Annotated in this window: 16 protein-coding genes and 1 pseudogene; 10 read left to right on the top strand and 7 right to left on the bottom strand. The window is 59.0% G+C overall.

The features are described 5' to 3' along the window. Window positions 1-11: 11 nt before the first annotated feature. The 6 genes from ACQY1L_RS20400 to ACQY1L_RS20375 form a co-directional block, all read right to left on the bottom strand. Entirely contained in the window at window positions 12-1,007 is a 996-nt protein-coding gene (locus ACQY1L_RS20400; protein ID WP_430245908.1) for an ABC transporter ATP-binding protein, read from the bottom strand. Then, window positions 1,000-2,097, bottom strand: a complete 1,098-nt coding sequence (locus ACQY1L_RS20395; RefSeq protein WP_430245906.1) for an ABC transporter ATP-binding protein — start codon at window positions 2,095-2,097, stop codon at window positions 1,000-1,002. The genes ACQY1L_RS20400 and ACQY1L_RS20395 overlap by 8 nt, the downstream gene beginning before the upstream one ends. A 3-nt stretch (window positions 2,098-2,100) precedes the next feature. After that, window positions 2,101-2,289, bottom strand: coding sequence for a hypothetical protein (locus ACQY1L_RS20390; protein WP_113111337.1), 189 nt, complete (start codon window positions 2,287-2,289; stop codon window positions 2,101-2,103). Continuing rightward, window positions 2,286-3,230, bottom strand: coding sequence for a carbohydrate ABC transporter permease (locus ACQY1L_RS20385; protein WP_430245904.1), 945 nt, complete (start codon window positions 3,228-3,230; stop codon window positions 2,286-2,288). The genes ACQY1L_RS20390 and ACQY1L_RS20385 overlap by 4 nt, the downstream gene beginning before the upstream one ends. Next, window positions 3,227-4,174, bottom strand: coding sequence for a carbohydrate ABC transporter permease (locus ACQY1L_RS20380; protein WP_062460076.1), 948 nt, complete (start codon window positions 4,172-4,174; stop codon window positions 3,227-3,229). Before ACQY1L_RS20380 ends, ACQY1L_RS20385 begins: the two co-directional genes overlap by 4 nt. A gap of 211 nt (window positions 4,175-4,385) precedes the next feature. Then, window positions 4,386-5,672 carry an ABC transporter substrate-binding protein gene (locus tag ACQY1L_RS20375; protein WP_430245995.1) on the bottom strand — a complete coding sequence of 429 codons (1,287 nt, stop codon included), beginning with the start codon at window positions 5,670-5,672 and terminating at the stop codon, window positions 4,386-4,388. 314 nt (window positions 5,673-5,986) lie between these two features. Between ACQY1L_RS20375 and ACQY1L_RS20370 the strand changes: the two genes are divergently transcribed. The 3 genes and pseudogenes from ACQY1L_RS20370 (at window position 5,987) to ACQY1L_RS20360 (ending at window position 8,113) form a co-directional block, all read left to right on the top strand. After that, a complete protein-coding gene (locus ACQY1L_RS20370) occupies window positions 5,987-7,009 on the top strand; it encodes a LacI family DNA-binding transcriptional regulator (protein ID WP_430245902.1) in 1,023 nt (340 codons plus the stop codon). 187 nt (window positions 7,010-7,196) lie between these two features. Continuing rightward, window positions 7,197-7,387 (top strand): annotated as a pseudogene (locus tag ACQY1L_RS20365) (ribokinase); the annotation flags it as partial. A 468-nt stretch (window positions 7,388-7,855) separates the two neighbouring features. Beyond that, window positions 7,856-8,113, top strand: coding sequence for a DUF3253 domain-containing protein (locus ACQY1L_RS20360; RefSeq protein ID WP_430245900.1), 258 nt, complete (start codon window positions 7,856-7,858; stop codon window positions 8,111-8,113). Between the two features lie 173 nt (window positions 8,114-8,286). Here the strand turns inward: ACQY1L_RS20360 and ACQY1L_RS20355 are convergent, their stop codons facing one another. Beyond that, the gene (locus ACQY1L_RS20355; protein WP_430245898.1) at window positions 8,287-8,919 is read right to left on the bottom strand and encodes a DUF2461 family protein; all 633 of its coding nucleotides are present in this window, start codon (window positions 8,917-8,919) and stop codon (window positions 8,287-8,289) included. A gap of 221 nt (window positions 8,920-9,140) precedes the next feature. Between ACQY1L_RS20355 and ACQY1L_RS20350 the strand changes: the two genes are divergently transcribed. The 7 genes from ACQY1L_RS20350 to ACQY1L_RS20320 all read left to right on the top strand — a co-directional run bounded on the left by ACQY1L_RS20350 (window position 9,141) and on the right by ACQY1L_RS20320 (window position 16,513). After that, window positions 9,141-9,302: a DUF2256 domain-containing protein gene (locus ACQY1L_RS20350; RefSeq protein WP_082471754.1), complete on the top strand. Its 162-nt coding sequence runs from the start codon at window positions 9,141-9,143 to the stop codon at window positions 9,300-9,302. Between the two features lie 440 nt (window positions 9,303-9,742). Beyond that, window positions 9,743-10,819, top strand: a complete 1,077-nt coding sequence (locus ACQY1L_RS20345; RefSeq protein ID WP_062577710.1) for a LacI family DNA-binding transcriptional regulator — start codon at window positions 9,743-9,745, stop codon at window positions 10,817-10,819. A 65-nt stretch (window positions 10,820-10,884) separates the two neighbouring features. Then, window positions 10,885-12,171 carry an extracellular solute-binding protein gene (locus ACQY1L_RS20340; protein WP_430245894.1) on the top strand — a complete coding sequence of 429 codons (1,287 nt, stop codon included), beginning with the start codon at window positions 10,885-10,887 and terminating at the stop codon, window positions 12,169-12,171. A gap of 78 nt (window positions 12,172-12,249) precedes the next feature. Continuing rightward, window positions 12,250-13,158, top strand: coding sequence for a carbohydrate ABC transporter permease (locus ACQY1L_RS20335; protein WP_199864866.1), 909 nt, complete (start codon window positions 12,250-12,252; stop codon window positions 13,156-13,158). Between the two features lie 12 nt (window positions 13,159-13,170). Next, on the top strand, window positions 13,171-14,013 hold the full coding sequence (locus ACQY1L_RS20330; RefSeq protein ID WP_092662762.1) for a carbohydrate ABC transporter permease: 843 nt from the start codon (window positions 13,171-13,173) through the stop codon (window positions 14,011-14,013). A gap of 58 nt (window positions 14,014-14,071) precedes the next feature. Next, on the top strand, window positions 14,072-15,397 hold the full coding sequence (locus ACQY1L_RS20325; RefSeq protein WP_062577716.1) for an alpha-glucosidase/alpha-galactosidase: 1,326 nt from the start codon (window positions 14,072-14,074) through the stop codon (window positions 15,395-15,397). Window positions 15,398-15,460: 63 nt separating this feature from the next. Beyond that, window positions 15,461-16,513, top strand: a complete 1,053-nt coding sequence (locus tag ACQY1L_RS20320; RefSeq protein ID WP_192078336.1) for an ABC transporter ATP-binding protein — start codon at window positions 15,461-15,463, stop codon at window positions 16,511-16,513. The last annotated feature ends 43 nt before the right edge of the window (window positions 16,514-16,556 follow it).

The following is a 16,556-nucleotide window of genomic DNA, read 5'->3' as shown; positions in this document are numbered from 1 at the left end:
GAGACCCTCCCTTAGACGAGACGCATTCCGGCCGCATCGAAATAGATCGGCTGGTGCGGCTGGATTTTGATGATGTCGCCGCCCTTGAGGCCGGTGTGGGCATCGGTGACGGTGATGATCGGATATTCCCCAAGTATGAGATGAAGACGCGTCTGATCGCCGAGATGCTCCACCCGGACCACCTTGGCTTCCTGCCCTTCTCCCTGGAGAATATGCTCGGGCCGAAGCCCGATCGTATGGGCCCCCGCCGATGCTCCGGGGAAGAGGTGTGCGGGGAGCACGTTGATGCGCGGCTGGCCTAGCCGGGTCGCGGCATAGATGCTGACCGGCGCCTCGTAGATCTCGCGCGGCGAACCGAACTGCACGAGGCGTCCTTCCTTGAGCACGCCGACATGGGTTGCCATGGTCATCGCCTCGATCTGGTCATGCGTCACGTAGAGGAAGGTGGCGCCGGACCGGGCCTGGATGTTCTTCAGTTCGACCCGAAGGTCGGCGCGGAGTTTCGCATCGAGCGAGCTCAGCGGCTCATCCATGAGATAGATCTGCGGATTGCGGACCAGCGCCCGGCCGATCGACACGCGCTGCATCTCGCCGCCCGAAAGGGCCGTTGCCCGGTTGTCCAGCTTGTGGGCGATCTGCAGGACCTCGGCGATTGCCTTCACCTTCTGGTCGATCACCGCCTGCGGCGTGCGCAACAGCGGCGATTTCAGCGGAAATTCGAGGTTCTGCCGCACGGTCATGTGCGGGTAGAGGGAATATTGCTGGAAGACCATGGCGACATTGCGCTGTGCGGGCGTCAGCCCCGCCATGGACTGACCGCCAATCCTGATGTCGCCGCTGTCCTGCGTGTCGAGGCCCGATACCAAGCGCAGCAGCGTGGTTTTGCCGGCTCCGGTCGGACCGAGAAGCACCACGAATGCGCCGTCCGGTACGGTCATCGTCACGTCGTCGAGCGCGCGGGTGGCGCCAAACGACTTGCGGATGCTGGAGAGAACGACTTCAGCCACGGGCGAGGACTCCTTCATTGGCCTCGGACACCAGTGCCTTTCCGCTCTCTGGATCAAACAGGGTGAGTGAGCGGCGATCGAATTCAAGCCCGACGGGAACGTCCGTCCTGATGGCATCGCTCGACGCCGTCCGCGCCTTGATCTCGCCATGGGCCGTCTCGATCGTGACGATCTGTGTGGTGCCGAGATATTCGACGGCGGCCACCCGTCCGCGAAGACCGGCTGCGTCCGACAGGTGGACGTGTTCCGGCCTGACGCCGAGCGTGAGCGCACCCTTGCGGCCTTCGCGGGATTTGGGAACCTCGATGCGGGATCCACCGATCGTCACCGCGTTGCCCCCGTCGTCGATCGCACCTTCGAATTCCAGGAACGACATCGGCGGCGAGCCGATGAATTTCGCCACGAACTTGGTTGCCGGCCAGTCATAGATCTGCTGGGGCTTGCCGAATTGTTCGATCACGCCATGGTTCATGACGACAATCTTGTCGCCCATCTGCATGGCTTCCAGCTGGTCGTGGGTGACATAAACGGTGGTCGCCCCCATGCGGTCGTGCAGGGCGCGCAGCTCCTCTGCCATATGCTCGCGGAACTCCGCATCGAGCGCGCCGAGGGGCTCGTCCATGAAGAAGGCCTTCGGCTGGCGCACGATCGCGCGGCCGAGTGCGACGCGTTGGCGGTCGCCGCCCGAAAGCCCGCCGACCGGTTTGTCGAGGATGGATTCAATCTGCAGGATGCGGACGACTTCCGATACGCGGCGATCGACTTCGGAGCGCGATATCCCCTGGCTGACCAGGGGATAGGAGATGTTCTTGCGCACGTTCACGTGCGGATAAAGCGCAAACATCTGAAAGACGAAGGCGATGTCGCGCTCGCTCGCGCGCTTCATGCCGACCTCTTCGCCGCCGATATAGATCTCGCCACTGGTCGGCAGTTCCAGGCCGGCCATCATCCGCAGCGTCGTCGTCTTGCCGCAGCCGGACGGGCCGAGCAGCATGAAGAACTCTCCATCCTCGACGGTGAAGGAGGACGACTTCACCGCATTGAAGGCTCCGAAGTCCTTGCGCAGGTTTTCAACGCGAATCTGGGCCATGATCTACTCCGGAAAATGACTGACGACGATGAACATGACGGTTCCGATCAGCGTCACCGGAAAGGAGAAGGTAAAGAGTGTCAGAGAAAGCGGCTGCATGAGCATGACCACGCCGAGCGCGATCAGTGCCGAGGCGAACATCTCCCATTCGGATCGCCGGAACCGGCGCAGGCGGGCAAGGAAGTTGATCATTTGCGCACGGCTCCGAAGGTGATGCCGCGCAGCAGATGCTTGCGCAGCAGCACGGTGAAGATAATCACGGGCAGCAGGAACAGTGTCGCTGCAGCCGCAACGGCCGGCCAGTCGATACCGCCGCCAACCGACAGGATGGTCGGGATGAAGGGGGGCGCCGTCTGGGCATTGCCACTCGTCAGCAGGACTGCGAAAGCATATTCGTTCCAGGCGAAGATCAGGCAGAAGATCGCGGTCGAGGCGATGCCTGTTGCCGCCTGCGGCAGGACGACCTTGTAGAAGGCCTGGAAGCGGGTGTAGCCATCGATCAGTGCCGCTTCTTCGTATTCGCGCGGGATTTCGTCAATAAATCCCTTGAGCAGCCAGACCGACAACGAAAGGTTGACCGCCGTATAAAGCAGGATCATCCCGAGGTGCGTATCCGAAAGCCCCAGTTGACGGAACATCAGGTAAATCGGGATCGCGACGGCGATTGGAGGCATCATGCGGGTCGACAGGATGAAGAACAGGAGGTCATCCTTGAGAGGCACCTTGAAGCGGCTGAAGGCATAGGCGGCCAGCGTTCCGAGGAAGATCGACAGGAATGTCGAGCCAAAGCCGATGATGACCGAGTTCAGGAATCGTTGCCCGAAGCGCGACGGCCCCGAAATGATCATGCCCCTTTCCCGTGTGATCTTGTCATACCACGTGGTGGGTGCGGGCAGTTTGGCGAGGTCTTCCACCGAGGGGCGCGACTGTGTCGTGAAGAGGTTTACGTAGCCTTCCAGCGTCGGCTGGAAGACGACCTTCGGCGGATAGCTGATCGAATCCGGGCCGGACTTGAAGCTCGTCGAAATGATCCAGATGAGCGGGATCAGCGTGATCACCGCATAAAGTCCGACGAGGATGCCGGCAATCCACTTCGAGGCGGGCGACGGTTCGGTGACGGAATGGGCGCTCATCGTTCCTTAACCTTGTTCAGGGCCTTCACGTAGATGGAGGCGAGGCCGAATACCGTGACGAACAGGACAATTGCATAGGCGCTGGAATAGCCGGTCCGCCATTTCTCGAAGGCCTCGCGCTTGAGGTCGATCGAGGCGAGCAGCGTCTCGTCCCCCGGCCCGCCGCCGGTAAGGAGGACCACGAGGTCGAACATCCGGAAGTTCTCGATGCCGCGGAACAGGACTGCAAGCATCAGGAATGGCAGTGCCATCGGCAGCGTGATCGTCCAGAACTGCCGCCACTTCGATGCGCGGTCGACTTCCGCTGCTTCATAGATGTAATCGGGGATGGAGCGCAGCCCGGCGAGGCAGATCAGCATGACGAAGGGCGTCCACATCCAGGTGTCGACAATCACGATCGCCCAGCGCGCCCAGCCGCCGGGGCCAAGCATCGAGAAGCTGTCGGCGGGAATGCCGGTCAGGAATTCGACGGCGTAGTTCACGAGGCCGATCTGCGGCTGGTAGAGGAAGGTCCAGAAGTTGCCGACCACGGCGGGCGAGAGCATCATCGGGATGACGATCAGCGTCGTCACCAGGTCGTTGCCCTTGAACTTGCGGTTGATCAGCCATGCCAGGGAGAAGCCGATCAGCACCTGGAAGGTGATCGTCCAGATGAGGAAATGGGCGGTCGTCTGCATGTTCGCCCAGGTGTCGGCGTCGGTGAGGATGCGCGTGTAGTTGCGCAATCCGACCCATTTCACCTCCGCGTTCGGCTTGTTCGCGGCAAAGTTCGTGAAGGACAGGCGGATCGTCCAGATCAGCGGAAATATGTTGACCGACAGAAGCAGGAAGATCGTGGGTGCTACGAAGATCCAGGCGATGGCCCTGTCGCTTAAGCCCCGGATGCGTCTGGCAACCGGTTGTGGCGTCGCACGGGCGAGGCGGTCTGCGGGTGTGTCGGTCATCGTCCGGATCCGTGTGGCGTTTCCAAAGGGCAACCGCATGCGGTGCCGTGGCCGGTGAGGCAACAAGGCAAAGCTCGGGTTGTGCCGGCAGGCTGGGTTTCTAAAGATGTGCAGGCGGCAACGCTTGGCTTTGGCTTTCCCCCGGCATTACCGGGGGAAAGATTAGAGACACTGCGCCAGGATCAGATCCAGGAGCCAAGATCTTCTTGTGTCAGAGCTTGCCTTCGTCCTCGAACGTTTCCGTCCAGTCGGCAATCAACCCGTCCAGAGCTTCCTTCGCGGTGCCATTGCCAGCGACGACATAGTCGTGGAACCGCTTCTGCGATGCCTGCAGCAGCGTCGCATAGGACGGCTCGGCCCAGAAGTCCTTTACGATCGCCATGCTGTCGAGGAAGGTCTGCGCATAGGGCTGGCTCTTGGCAAAATTCGGGTCTTCGACGACGGCGCGAAGGCACGAGAAGCCGCCCATGGACCACCATTTGTCCTGTACATCCTTCTGGGCGAACCATTTGATGTAGCCCAGTGCGCCGTCCATGTTGTCGGTGTTGGCGACGACCGAAATGCCCTGGCCGCCGAGCTGGGCGAACTTCCCGCCACCGGGGCCTGCGGGATTGACGAGATAGCCGGTCTTTCCGCGCCCGACATTCGGATCAGCCTCGAACCCCGGCCAGGTGAAGGCGAAGTTCATCTGCATGGCGACCTGGCCCGACTTGTAGGCGTCGATGCCTTCGCCCATGTAGGTGTTGGATGTGCCCGGTGCGACGCAGCAATCATAGAGCGACTTGTAGAATTCGAGGCCCTTCACGGCGCCCTCGGAATCGACAAAGCCTTTCATATCATATGGTTTTTTCGGATTTTCGTACTTGAAGCCATAGCTGTAAAGCACGTCCATCACGCCCATCGTGATGCCTTCCGAGCCACGTTCGGTATAGATCGAGGCGCCGTAGACAGTCTTGCCGTCGATCTTGCGGCCCTGGAAGAATTCGGCGACCTGCTTCAGTTCGTCGAAGGTTGCGGGCGGCGTCAGGTCGCGACCGAACTTATCCTTGAAGGCTGTCTTAATTTCGGGCCGCTCGAACCAGTCCTTGCGGTAGGTCCAGCCGACCACGTCCCCGAAGGCTGGCAGCGACCAGTAGTTCGGGGTGTTCTTCGGCCATTCGGAATAACCCGTGACGGTTGCCGGAACGAAGGCATCCATCTTGATGCCTTCCTTGTCGAAGAACTCGTTGAGCTTCACATACCAGCCGTTCTCGGCGGCGCCGCCGATCCACTGGCTGTCGCCGATCATCAGATCGCAGAGCTTTCCGCCCGAGTTGAGTTCGTTGAGCATGCGGTCGGCGAAGTTCGGCCACGGGACGAACTCGAATTTCATCTTGATGCCGGACGACGCCTCGAAGCCCTTGCTGAGTTCGACGAGTGCGTTTGCCGGGTCCCATGCTGCCCAGCAGAGCGTCAGTTCTTTTTCGTCGGCATGCGCCATCATAGTGCCGAAACCCATCGAACAGGCGACCGTTCCGGCAGTAAGCAGACCTTTCACGTAAAGCGATTTCATCATGTCATCCTCCCAGCGCCGTCCGGTCTCCTGCGGATGGCGAAACGCCCTTGCGGGCCAAATGCCGGCTCCGGACCCTAATCTCTAGCCGGCCTCCTCCAGCGGAACGGGGTGTAATGGATGCCTCTCCCGAACCCAGATGGAGGCTAATTGATGTGCGCACCTCAAAGCAAGTGATTTTTGAGGTGCGCACATCAATTCTTGCGTTTGCTGATGTTTTGAAGGAAAGCTCTGGAAGGCGGAAATCATGGGAAGTCGTCATGCGTCCAACAGCGAAGGATCTGGCCGAGGCTGCAGGCGTCAGCCTTGCAACGGTCGATCGTGTCTTGAACGAACGACCGAATGTGAGCCTGAAGGCCGCCCGGCTGGTCAATGACGCAATCGAGCGGATCGGCTTCGTTCGAAATCCGGCGGCTGTCAGCCTTGCCCGCAACAAGGTGTACCGTTTTCTCTTCCTGCTTCCGGCAAGCGGCGATCTATACCTCAATGAGCTCCTGCGGCACGTTGAAGAGCTGACTGATGCGCTCAAGGGCGACCTCACCGAGATTGCCTACCGCCAGATCGGGATCGACGATGCGCATGGCGTGGCAAAGCTGCTCTCCAGCCTCGACAAGGAGGAGGTCGATGGCGTGGCTGTCATGGCGCCCGAATCGCCTCAGGTGCGAGACGCCATGGCGCGGCTTCTCCAGCGCAACATCAAGGTGGTGCAATTCCTGTCCGGTCAGGAAAAGCTGCCAGAGGCTGATTTCGTCGGTATCGACAACTTTGCGGCGGGTGCGAGTGCGGGCAAGCTGATGGGCATGCTTGCGGGTTCCCATCCGGGAAAGGTCATGGTGATCGCGGAAACCATGCAGTCGCTCGACAGCATCCAGCGCCGCCTTGGCTTCGACCACGTGATCAACAGCGCCTTTCCGCATCTGACCTGTCTGCCGTCCATCGAAACCCACGCCGACGAGGCACGTAGCCAGCAGGTGATGGCCCGCGTGTTGGCCGGCAACCGCGATGTTTCCGGAATCTACGTGCTGAGCGCAGAGGCTCGCGTGCCGATCCTGGCTGCTGCCGGAAACGTCGATCTCGGCACCATTGCCGTGGTTGTCCACGAGCGAACTCCCTTCACCGAACAGGCGCTCCGGGACGACCGTATCGATGCCGTGATCGCACAGGATCCGGGCCATGCGGTGCGCAGTGCAATTCGCATCATGCGCGCCCGCTCGGATGCCCGCGAGCCGCTCGCCGCACAGGAAAAGATCCGCATCGAAATTATACTCAAGGAAAACCTTTGAGCCATATGAAGGGCGGCGCGCGCGATTGGTCAGAGGCTTTTATTTGGCCGGATGCGGAGCAAATAAACGAGCGTTTACATTACTTGCGCCTGGCGGCGGGACTTCGGCGACCGGTGATGTGCAATAGGCAATTTTGGGAAAATCCAGAAAAGACTATGGCGGCCGTCGCCTCCAGACGGAAAGACAAATTTCTAAGACCGCACCCAGCCCCGCTGTCGTCGTTTTCGGCAGTCTGCATTACGACATCATCGTCAAATGTCCGGTCCGGCACGGCCGCGCAAAGGCGAAACAGTCACCGGCTCCGCCTGGAACCCGGCATGTTGCGGCAAGGGCGGCAACCGAGCGGTTTCCGCAGCCAAGGCCGGCGTGCGCTCGGCAACCCCGTATTCGGACAACGTCGAGATCTGCAGCGGCGTCCCGGTCATGATGCCTGCGACGCGGACGCGGGTTTTCGCCTCAAGTCCGATCAGCAATACCATCTATGACGCCTTCAGGTTCGTCACCACTGTTGCTATCGAGCAGTGGCTCAAGTATTCCAAGCTGACAATCAATGGCGCCTCCAAAGCCTCTGCGATGACGGGGTGGCGCATCGGTTAGATCTTGAGTAACGATCCGCTGCGTTTCCCGGCAACTGAGACAGCGTCAAAAGCCGCCGCATGGTTGAACGGTTTCCCATATCGCTTTGCCTGAACGAAGTAGCTCTCTCGCTTATTCAAAACGGAGCCGTCCAGCGCAACACCACCGCTGTAAGACATATTGCGCAGAGATGGTCTTGCCTGATGCTTTGCTGAGACAATGTAACTGTCAAATGACCCGCGAGACAGTTCAGTTAAATGGGGACGAGCCATGCGAGCGAATGCGGAATCGACCATTTTAAGTTTTGTCGTCAGTCGACCTGATGGGACGACGTGCCCGAGCGAAGTTGCGCGCAGCCTTGCAAATGATCACAACGCTCCGCTTGAGTGGCGTGACTACATGCCAGCCGTCCATGAAGCGGTTGATGCCTTGAGTGCGCGACGAGAGATCACCCTTTCCTGGAAATCTGTCGTAATGGGGGAGAGAGCCGGTCCCTACCGTATAAGTGCTCGCAAGCAAAATCTCTAATGCCGAGACGTCTGCGGCCACCTTTTTAGCGTCCTAAACAATCTCAATGACAGGAAACCGATCAAGCACATCCCGACCGTGCTGATAGTCGCGAGCCTACTTTTTCATCTCTATAAGCTTCGGGTCAGTAAGTTTGCGCGCAAGAGCCTTCCGGTTATCGGGGCTCGGGGAGCTTAGTCGTTGCCCGATTGATGTAATCGACCAGCGCGCGGGCAGCGGCGAATGATTTTACTATTTTCCTCGACAAGATTGGAGGACACGAGCATCTCGTCAGAAACGTTGCGACAGGCTCCGAAGTTTTTGAGATTGAAAAAGTCGAGCGCGTCGTGATTTCTGACGTACCCGCTGGCGCTCAAATCATGACCGCCCGTCAGACCATTTGGGAAATATGTCCGAAATAATGGACCCTCGACGATCCCTCTCCATTTGCCGGTGTGGCTTGCGATTGTTTGCCGCAAAATGCGGGCAAGCCGTGGCGGGGGTAGCAGCGCTCCGCCTCCGCTGTATGAGCTGTGCGGAGAGATTTGCATGTAATATGTCGCGGCTGCGTTCTTCGAAGGCGAAACTCGCAACGTGATGCAGCAGGTGCCTTTCGAGATAGACGCGGCACTCAAACATTTGCGGGGATCTCGGTTGGCCTCATCTACGCGCTTGTCGATCGACCCTGTGCTATTAGCTAACGCTAGGGTGAATTCAATTAAGTCGCGGCGCGCGCAATCAAGTCTAGCTCGGTTGTCGTCGAGCCACTCGGCGCCGTGATTACTGGAGGCTTCCTCTAGAAATTTAAAAGTCGATCGGTTGATCATCCACTGTCTCAAACATGGCAAACCCGCCTGTCATAGGGCAGGCGGAACGTAAAGTGAACAGAAATAGCTCGAGCGGACATGAAAAGAGGTTGAAGTCGGGTGCTTCCAATCGCTGAGTGCTTCCCCAGATAGGGTAGGGCTCGTGGAATTGCCACTTCGGTAACTGAGCGGCGAGTGGTTCGTTCGCATTTCGTAAACACGTTGAATAGGAGAGGATCCATATGGCGAGAATGGTCAAGAAAGCGGATCTGCCGATAAAAACGTGTGCGACATGCGGAAAACCTTTTGCATGGAGGCTGAAGTGGGCCAAGAACTGGAGCGACGTGAAGTACTGTTCTGAACGCTGCCGCCGCTCTAAGCTCAAGCCATTACCCACGTCATGATCACGTTGCTAGCACAATAAAGCGTGCAAGACCCGCCGAACGGTGGGTGTGTTGGCGCACGAGCGTATCGCGCCCTCGCAGAAACCTGAACGTGGCCGCAGCAACGGAGGCGAGGAACGTTTGCTCGTCGATCCTCCCAGCTGCAAGTGACCCTACCATACAGCTCTCGATTTGAAGGAGCCACTTACTGGGGACGGGCTTTTTCAAGATCATGCAAAGCCATTGGGTCCGGAGCCTCCTCAGCATCCCGCTGTAGGCGAGACCGTGAAGCGGATCTCCCATACGCTGAAGGCAACAAAAGCTACCTCCGACGGTCACCTATTCCCTTCCAGAAAGGACCCGACGATGCGATTGATTTCGCCTCCGTGTGAGGGCTTGACAGCCCGTCGCTCGAGCTAATACGTATTAGCTAATACGATTTAGCAAGTGTAGGGTCCGCGATGAACCGCAAGTCCACGGGTGAACATTCGGCCGCCGCTGCACCGACAAGCGCTGATGTCGCACGCCTCGCGGGTGTCTCCCAAGCGACCATTTCCCTCGTGCTCAATGGCCGGGATAGTGCCGTGCGCATTTCTCCGGAGACACGGGAACGCGTGATGTCCGCCGCTGCCCAGTTGGGCTACACGCCCAATCATGCCGCCAGAAGCCTGCGGCAGCGCAGCACCAAGATCATCACTTTCATTCTGCCGACCTTGGAGAATCCGTACTTCCTAGAGATCGCGAGTGCGGCGCAAGCGGAAGCCAGTTTGCGCGGATATTCGGTCACGATCATTTCGTCCCGCAACGAACTGAGCGAGTTTCACACTGCGCTCTTGTTGCAAGGGGCGGCTTACGACGGGATCATCGTCGCAGGACACAATAACTGCGCTGCTCCGGAACTACCTGCTCTCGTAAAGCGCGGTGTCGGCGTTGTCGTGCTGCAGGAGCCTAGCCCCGCACCGGGAATTCAAAGCGTCCGCGTCGATCTTGAGAGAGGTGGATATATCGCCACCCGCCACCTCATTTCGCTTGGACATCGGCGCATCGCACACTTTACCCAGGCGTTGCGAAGTTCGCATGGCGGGCACGACCGTATCGATGGCTATATGCATGCGCTTTCCGAGGCTGGTCTGCCATTCGATGAAGATCTCGTTGTGGTGACCGAGAATTCGCTGTCAGGCGGTGTCCTCGCCCTTGACCGCATCCTGGCGCTTGACGTCCCGCCGACGGCTCTCTTCGCCTATAACGACCGGCTCGCGATCGGCGCTTTGCATGGATTGCGCAAGCGCGGGCTGAGGGTGCCGGATGATTTCGCCGTCGTCGGTTTCGATGGCATTGCCTTCGGTGGCTTTACTGCCCCGACGTTGACAACAGTCGACAGCTCCCGGGAGGAGCTCGGGAAGCTGGCAATGCAAGCGGTCATAGATGCAATCGATAAGAAGGAAGGGCGGCAGGATCATCTGCTGCCCGTCAGGCTACTTGTGCGCGAATCGTGCGGTGGAACGGAGGTCGATTCGGAGGGAATGCCGCACAACTGAAAACGTGCCTTCCCGGCATGTGTGTCGAGGGAGGCGTTGGAAATTGACACTCATGGGAGGAAGACATGACGCAATTTATCAATCGACGTACCATTTTGAAGACCGGCGCGGGTCTCGGCGCGGGGCTTGTGACCGGCGCGCTCGGCATGCCGGCGCTTGCACAGGAAAAACAGCTGACATTTGCCGTCTGGGGCGGCGATTCAGAAGTTGCTGGCTACAGGAACGTGATCGCCAAATTTGAAAGCGCCAATCCCGGCGTCAAGGTCAAGCTTGATGTGATGCCGTTCGCGCAATTCTACCAGCAGGTCGATACGCGCCTTGCGGGCCGCCAGGCGCCCGACCTCTTCCGCGTGACCTATCAGCAGATCGGGCGATACGCGAGCAACAAGGCCGCCATCGACCTTACGCAGTATCTCGAGAAGGACTTCGGCAAGGGCTTCACACCTGCCGTCTGGAGCGCCGTCAACGTCAAGGGCACTCCCTACGCGCTGCCGCATCACACCGATACGTTTGCCCTGTTCTACAACGAGGAACTGTTGGAAAAGGCCAATATCTCGGTACCGTCCAGCCTCGACGAAGCTTGGACATGGGCGGCGTTCATCGACAACGCCAAAAAGCTCAAGACGCAGGGCGGCTCATCCTATCCGTTCGCCATGAGCTGGCAGAACGGCGCCGTGCATCGCTGGATGTTCTATCTCTACCAGCATGGCGGGCGCTTGCTGAGCGAGGACCTGACGGCCTCCCGCATCACCGAGAAGGCCGGCATCGAGACGATTGCATGGACACAGAGCTGGTTCACCGAAGGACTGGTTCCGCCCAGCACCTCGGTCAAGAGCGCCGAGAAGGTGCAGAACCTGTTCGCCAACGGCACGATCGCCATGATGCTGAATGGCAATTGGCAGATTCCCTTCGTCGAGCAGCAGATGAAGGCCAAATGGGGCGTCACCTACCTGCCGCGTGACGTCGCAATGGCCGACGATCTTGGCGGCACCTGCGTCGCGGTTTCCCGCGATAGCAAGACGCCAGAATTGGCCGCCGAGTTTGTCAAATTCCTCGTCAACGAGGAAAACATGCGCAGCTTCGTCAATACGGCCCAGCTTCTGCCGGTGCGCACGTCGATTGTGGACAAGGGGATCGAGTTCTCTCTACGGCCGAATGAGATGAAGGTCTTCGTAGAGCAGACGAAGACCATTCCCGAACATCTCGTCAGTACGGTCATCCATCCCAACTGGGGCAGGTTCAACCCCAAGATGGCCGACGAGCTCGATCTGGCTTTTACATCCGGCCAGTCTGCGGAGCAGACAGCCGAGAATATCCAAGCCCATATCGAGCGGCTTCTGCTGCGGGCCTGAACGAATCGTTAAACCCCTGAAATCTTATCAAAGCGAATGCAGGTCATGGCCCCCACCTCAATATCCCTTGAGAAGGCAATGAACGAGACTGCCACCAGCCGGTTTTCCGGCTGGTGGGCATCCTTCCGGCCGCGACTGACGCCTTATCTGTTCATCGCGCCCAATCTCGTTCTATTTTCGGTCTTCATCTTCTTTCCGCTTCTCTATGCGGCTTTCATCAGCGTGCACGAATGGTCCCTGATCGATGAACCGTTCTATATCGGCGCGGAAAACTACACTCGCCTCCTGACCGACTACCAGTTCTGGCAGGCGATGAAGAATACCGTCATCTATTCTGTGGCAACCGTGCCGACGAGCCTCGCCATTGGCCTGTTGCTCGCCGTCGGCCTCAACCGTGATCTCTATGCCCGCACGTTCTTGCGCAGCATCTACTTTCTCCCCGTCGTCGTGTCGAGCGTTGCGACGGCGATCATCGCAGCCTGGCTGTTCAACGACCATTACGGCGTCATCAACGCTTTGCTGAAGCTCGTTGGGATCCAGCCTGTCGCCTGGCTTTCGACCACAAGCTGGGCCCTGCCGTCGATCATCATCACGACGCTGTGGACGCGCGTTGGATTCTGTATGGTCGTCTATCTGGCGGCGCTGCAGTCGATTTCGCCGACCTATTACGAGGCCGCGTCAATCGACGGCGCCACCCGCCTTCAGCAGTTTCGCCACGTCACATGGCCGCTCCTGCGTCCCACGACATTCCTGCTGCTCATCCTCAACGTCATCCATTCCTTCCAGGTCTTCGACCTGATCTTCGTGATGACGGGTGGTGGTCCAGGTTTCTCGACGACGATGATCGTCCAATACATCTACCAGTCGGCATTCGCGACATCCGAAATGGGTTATGCGAGCGCCATGGGTATCGTCCTCTTCCTTCTGATCCTCCTGTTCACTCTGCTGCAGTGGCGCGTGAACAAGCGGACCGAAGAATTTGTGTAGGAGACCACGGCCATGATGGTCACCACAACTACTCCGACGAAAAAGCGGCTGGAAACGATCGGTCTTTGGGTTCTCATGGCGTTTGGCGCAGTAATCATGATCTTTCCGATCTACTGGATGTTCGTGACGGCAGTCAGGCCAAAGGATCAGATCTTCATTCCTGACGTCAGCCTAATGCCCACGGGATGGGTCTGGCAGAACTTCGCCGACGCGCTGGCGCATATGCCGTTCCTGCATTGGTTCTGGAACTCGACCGTCATCGCCGTGGTGGCAGTGGCGATCACCGTCACCATCAACCTGCTGTGCGGTTATGCCTTCGCAAAGTTCAGGTTCGCCGGACGCGACGTGCTGTTTCTGGCGGTGCTGAGCGCTCTGATGATACCGGTCCAGGTCATCATCGTCCCGCTTTTCTTCGTCGTGTCCGAGCTTGGGCTGCTCAATTCCTACTGGGGCGTGATCCTGCCGCGTGCTGCCGAAGCTTTCGGCATCTTCATGGTACGCCAGTTCATGGTGTCGATCCCGGACGAGTTGATCGAGGCCGCGCGGCTTGATGGCGCCAGCGAGCTCACGATCTTTCGCAAGATCGTCCTGCCGTTGTCCAAGCCGATTATCGCGGTGCTGATCATCTTCACCTTCATGTGGCGGTGGAACGACTTCGTAATGCCCTTGGTCATGCTCACTGATCAGGAGATGTACACCGTCCAGCTCGGCCTCAACCTGCTCAAGGGCCAGTACAACACCGAATGGACGGACATCATGTCCATCGCGCTTTTGTCCCTAGTGCCGATGCTCGTCATATTCGTGTTTTTCCAGCGCCAACTGATCCAGGGCATTGCGGGAACGGGCCTCAAGTAAGCCGGCTCACAAGACTTGGTGGCGATGCAAATTTGAATTCTACGTGAAAGGACTACCTATGTTGAAAGTTGCCATGATCGGCGCCGGTAGCGTCGTCTTCGTCAAGAATCTGCTGACCGACATTCTTGATTTCCCGGAACTCCGCGATGTCACCATCACGCTCCACGACATCGACCAGGAGCGGCTGGAGACGGCGGGCATGATGACCCGCTGGACGGCGGCGCAGTTCGACGCGAACCCGGTCATCGAAGAACATCTCGACCGGCGGGCTGCATTGAAGGATGCGGATTTCGTCATCAACATGGTACAGATCGGCATGCACGAGGCGACGCTGCTGGATTTCGAAATCCCGCGCAAATACGGCCTCAAGCAGACCATCGCAGACAGCCTCGGCATCGGCGGCATGTTCCGCGGCCTGCGCACCATTCCGTTCATGCTGGATCTCGTCGCCGACATGCGCGAACTCTGCCCGGACGCGGTCCTGCTCAACTACACCAACCCGATGAGCATCCTGACCCAGGCCGTCTACGAAGCCTATCCGGAGCAGAAGGTGATTGGCCTCTGCCACAACGTGCAGAACACCGCGCATGAGCTCGCATCCTATCTCGACGTCCCGGTCGAAAGCTTGTCCTACGATTGCGCCGGCATCAACCACATGACCTGGTTCCTGAAACTCAAGATCGACGACGAGGATGCCTATCCCCGGCTCTGGGCGGCCATGGAGAATCCGGAAATCTTTGCCAAGGACAAGGTCCGCTTCGAACTGATGCGTTCCTTCGGCCGCTTCATCAGCGAGTCCAGCGAGCACAATGCGGAATACACGCCCTATTTCCTGAAGAGCGAAGCAGATATCGCCGCGTACGACGTTCCAGTTGATGAGTACATCCGTCGTAGCGTTCGCAACCTTGGTCGCTATGCCGAGACCCGCCGCAAGCTCTTGGCGGGAGAGACCTTCCCGCTGGAGCGCTCGCGCGAATACGGTTCGCTGATCATTCATGCGATGGCGACCGGCAAACCGCAGTTGATCTACGGCAACGTCCGCAACGATGGCCTGATCGACAACCTTCCGGACGGATGCTGCGTCGAGGTTCCAGTCGTCGTCGACAAGAGCGGCATGCGCGCCTGCAATGCCGGCTCGTTGCCGCCTGAGCTTGCCGGGTACTGCGCCCCACATGTCTACGTTCAGGACCTGACCGTAAAGGCAGCGCTCAACGGCGATCGTGACCAAGTGCATCGCGCCGCCATGCTCGACCGCCATGCGACAAGCGTGCTGTCAATCAAGGACATCCGCGCCATGGTCGACGAACTGATCGAGGCCCACGGCGATGCGATGCCGGCAGGCATCCGCGGTCGGACCGCCACCACACTGCGCAAATCCGCTTGAGGAGAGGGCGGCGGACGCGATGCCGTGTCGCCGCCATTTCGACTGCAATAATGGGAGTAGATCATGGCTGACGTCAGCATTCGCAATGTCAAGAAATCGTATGGCGCGGTCGCGGCGATCCACGGGATCTCGGTCGACGTCGAGGACGGGGAGTTCGTCACGCTAGTCGGCCCTTCGGGCTGCGGAAAGTCGACTCTGCTGCGCATGATCGCCGGGCTGGAAAGCATCACCGGCGGCGATATCAGCATCGGTGGCCGAGTGGTAAACAATGTGCCGCCGAAAGACCGAGACATTGCCATGGTCTTCCAGAACTATGCGCTGTACCCGCATATGACGGTGGCCGAAAACATGGGTTTTTCACTTCAGCTCAAGGGCCTGCCCAAAGCTGAGATTGCCGAGAAGGTCAAAAAGGCTGCCGAGATCCTCAGCCTCGACAAGCTACTCGAACGCCATCCGCGCCAGCTTTCCGGCGGCCAGCGCCAGCGCGTAGCCATGGGCCGCGCCATCGTTCGGGATCCGCAGGTCTTCCTGTTCGACGAGCCACTTTCCAATCTCGATGCAAAGCTGCGCGTGCAGATGCGCACCGAGATTAAGGCGATGCACCAGCGCCTGAAAACCACGACGATTTACGTCACCCATGACCAGATCGAAGCGATGACCATGGCAGACAAGATCGTCGTCATGCATGGTGGCATCATCGAACAGGTCGGCGCACCGCTCGAGCTTTATGACCGGCCGGCCAATTTGTTCGTTGCCGGCTTCATCGGCTCGCCTTCCATGAACGTTCTGGAAGGCCGCATCGAATCCTCCGGTTTCGCCTTCGGCGACCTAACGTTCCCGATCGCCAATGCGCCGTCGGGCTCCTCGGGCCGGCCGGCACGGTATGGCTTCCGTCCCGAGCACTTGATCATGTCCGGCGAGGGTATGCCGATGGAGATTGTCGTCGTCGAGCCGACCGGATCGGAGACCCAGGTTGTCGCGCGGGCGAACAATACTGAAATTACCTGCCTCTTCCGGGATCGTATCACGGCGCGGCCCGGCGAGATCATCCGCGTCATGCCGGATGTTCAAAAGCTGCACCTCTTCGACAACGACGCCGGCTTGCGCCTCAACTAAGGAAAGGATTATCATCAATCAGCATGGCAAAGCCGTCACGGTT

This window comes from Neorhizobium sp. DAR64862/K0K3 (genome assembly GCF_050500185.1).
Lineage (GTDB): Bacteria > Pseudomonadota > Alphaproteobacteria > Rhizobiales > Rhizobiaceae > Neorhizobium > Neorhizobium soli.
Note: the sequence above shows the minus strand (reverse complement) of the source record. Positions and strands in the feature narration are given on the sequence as shown.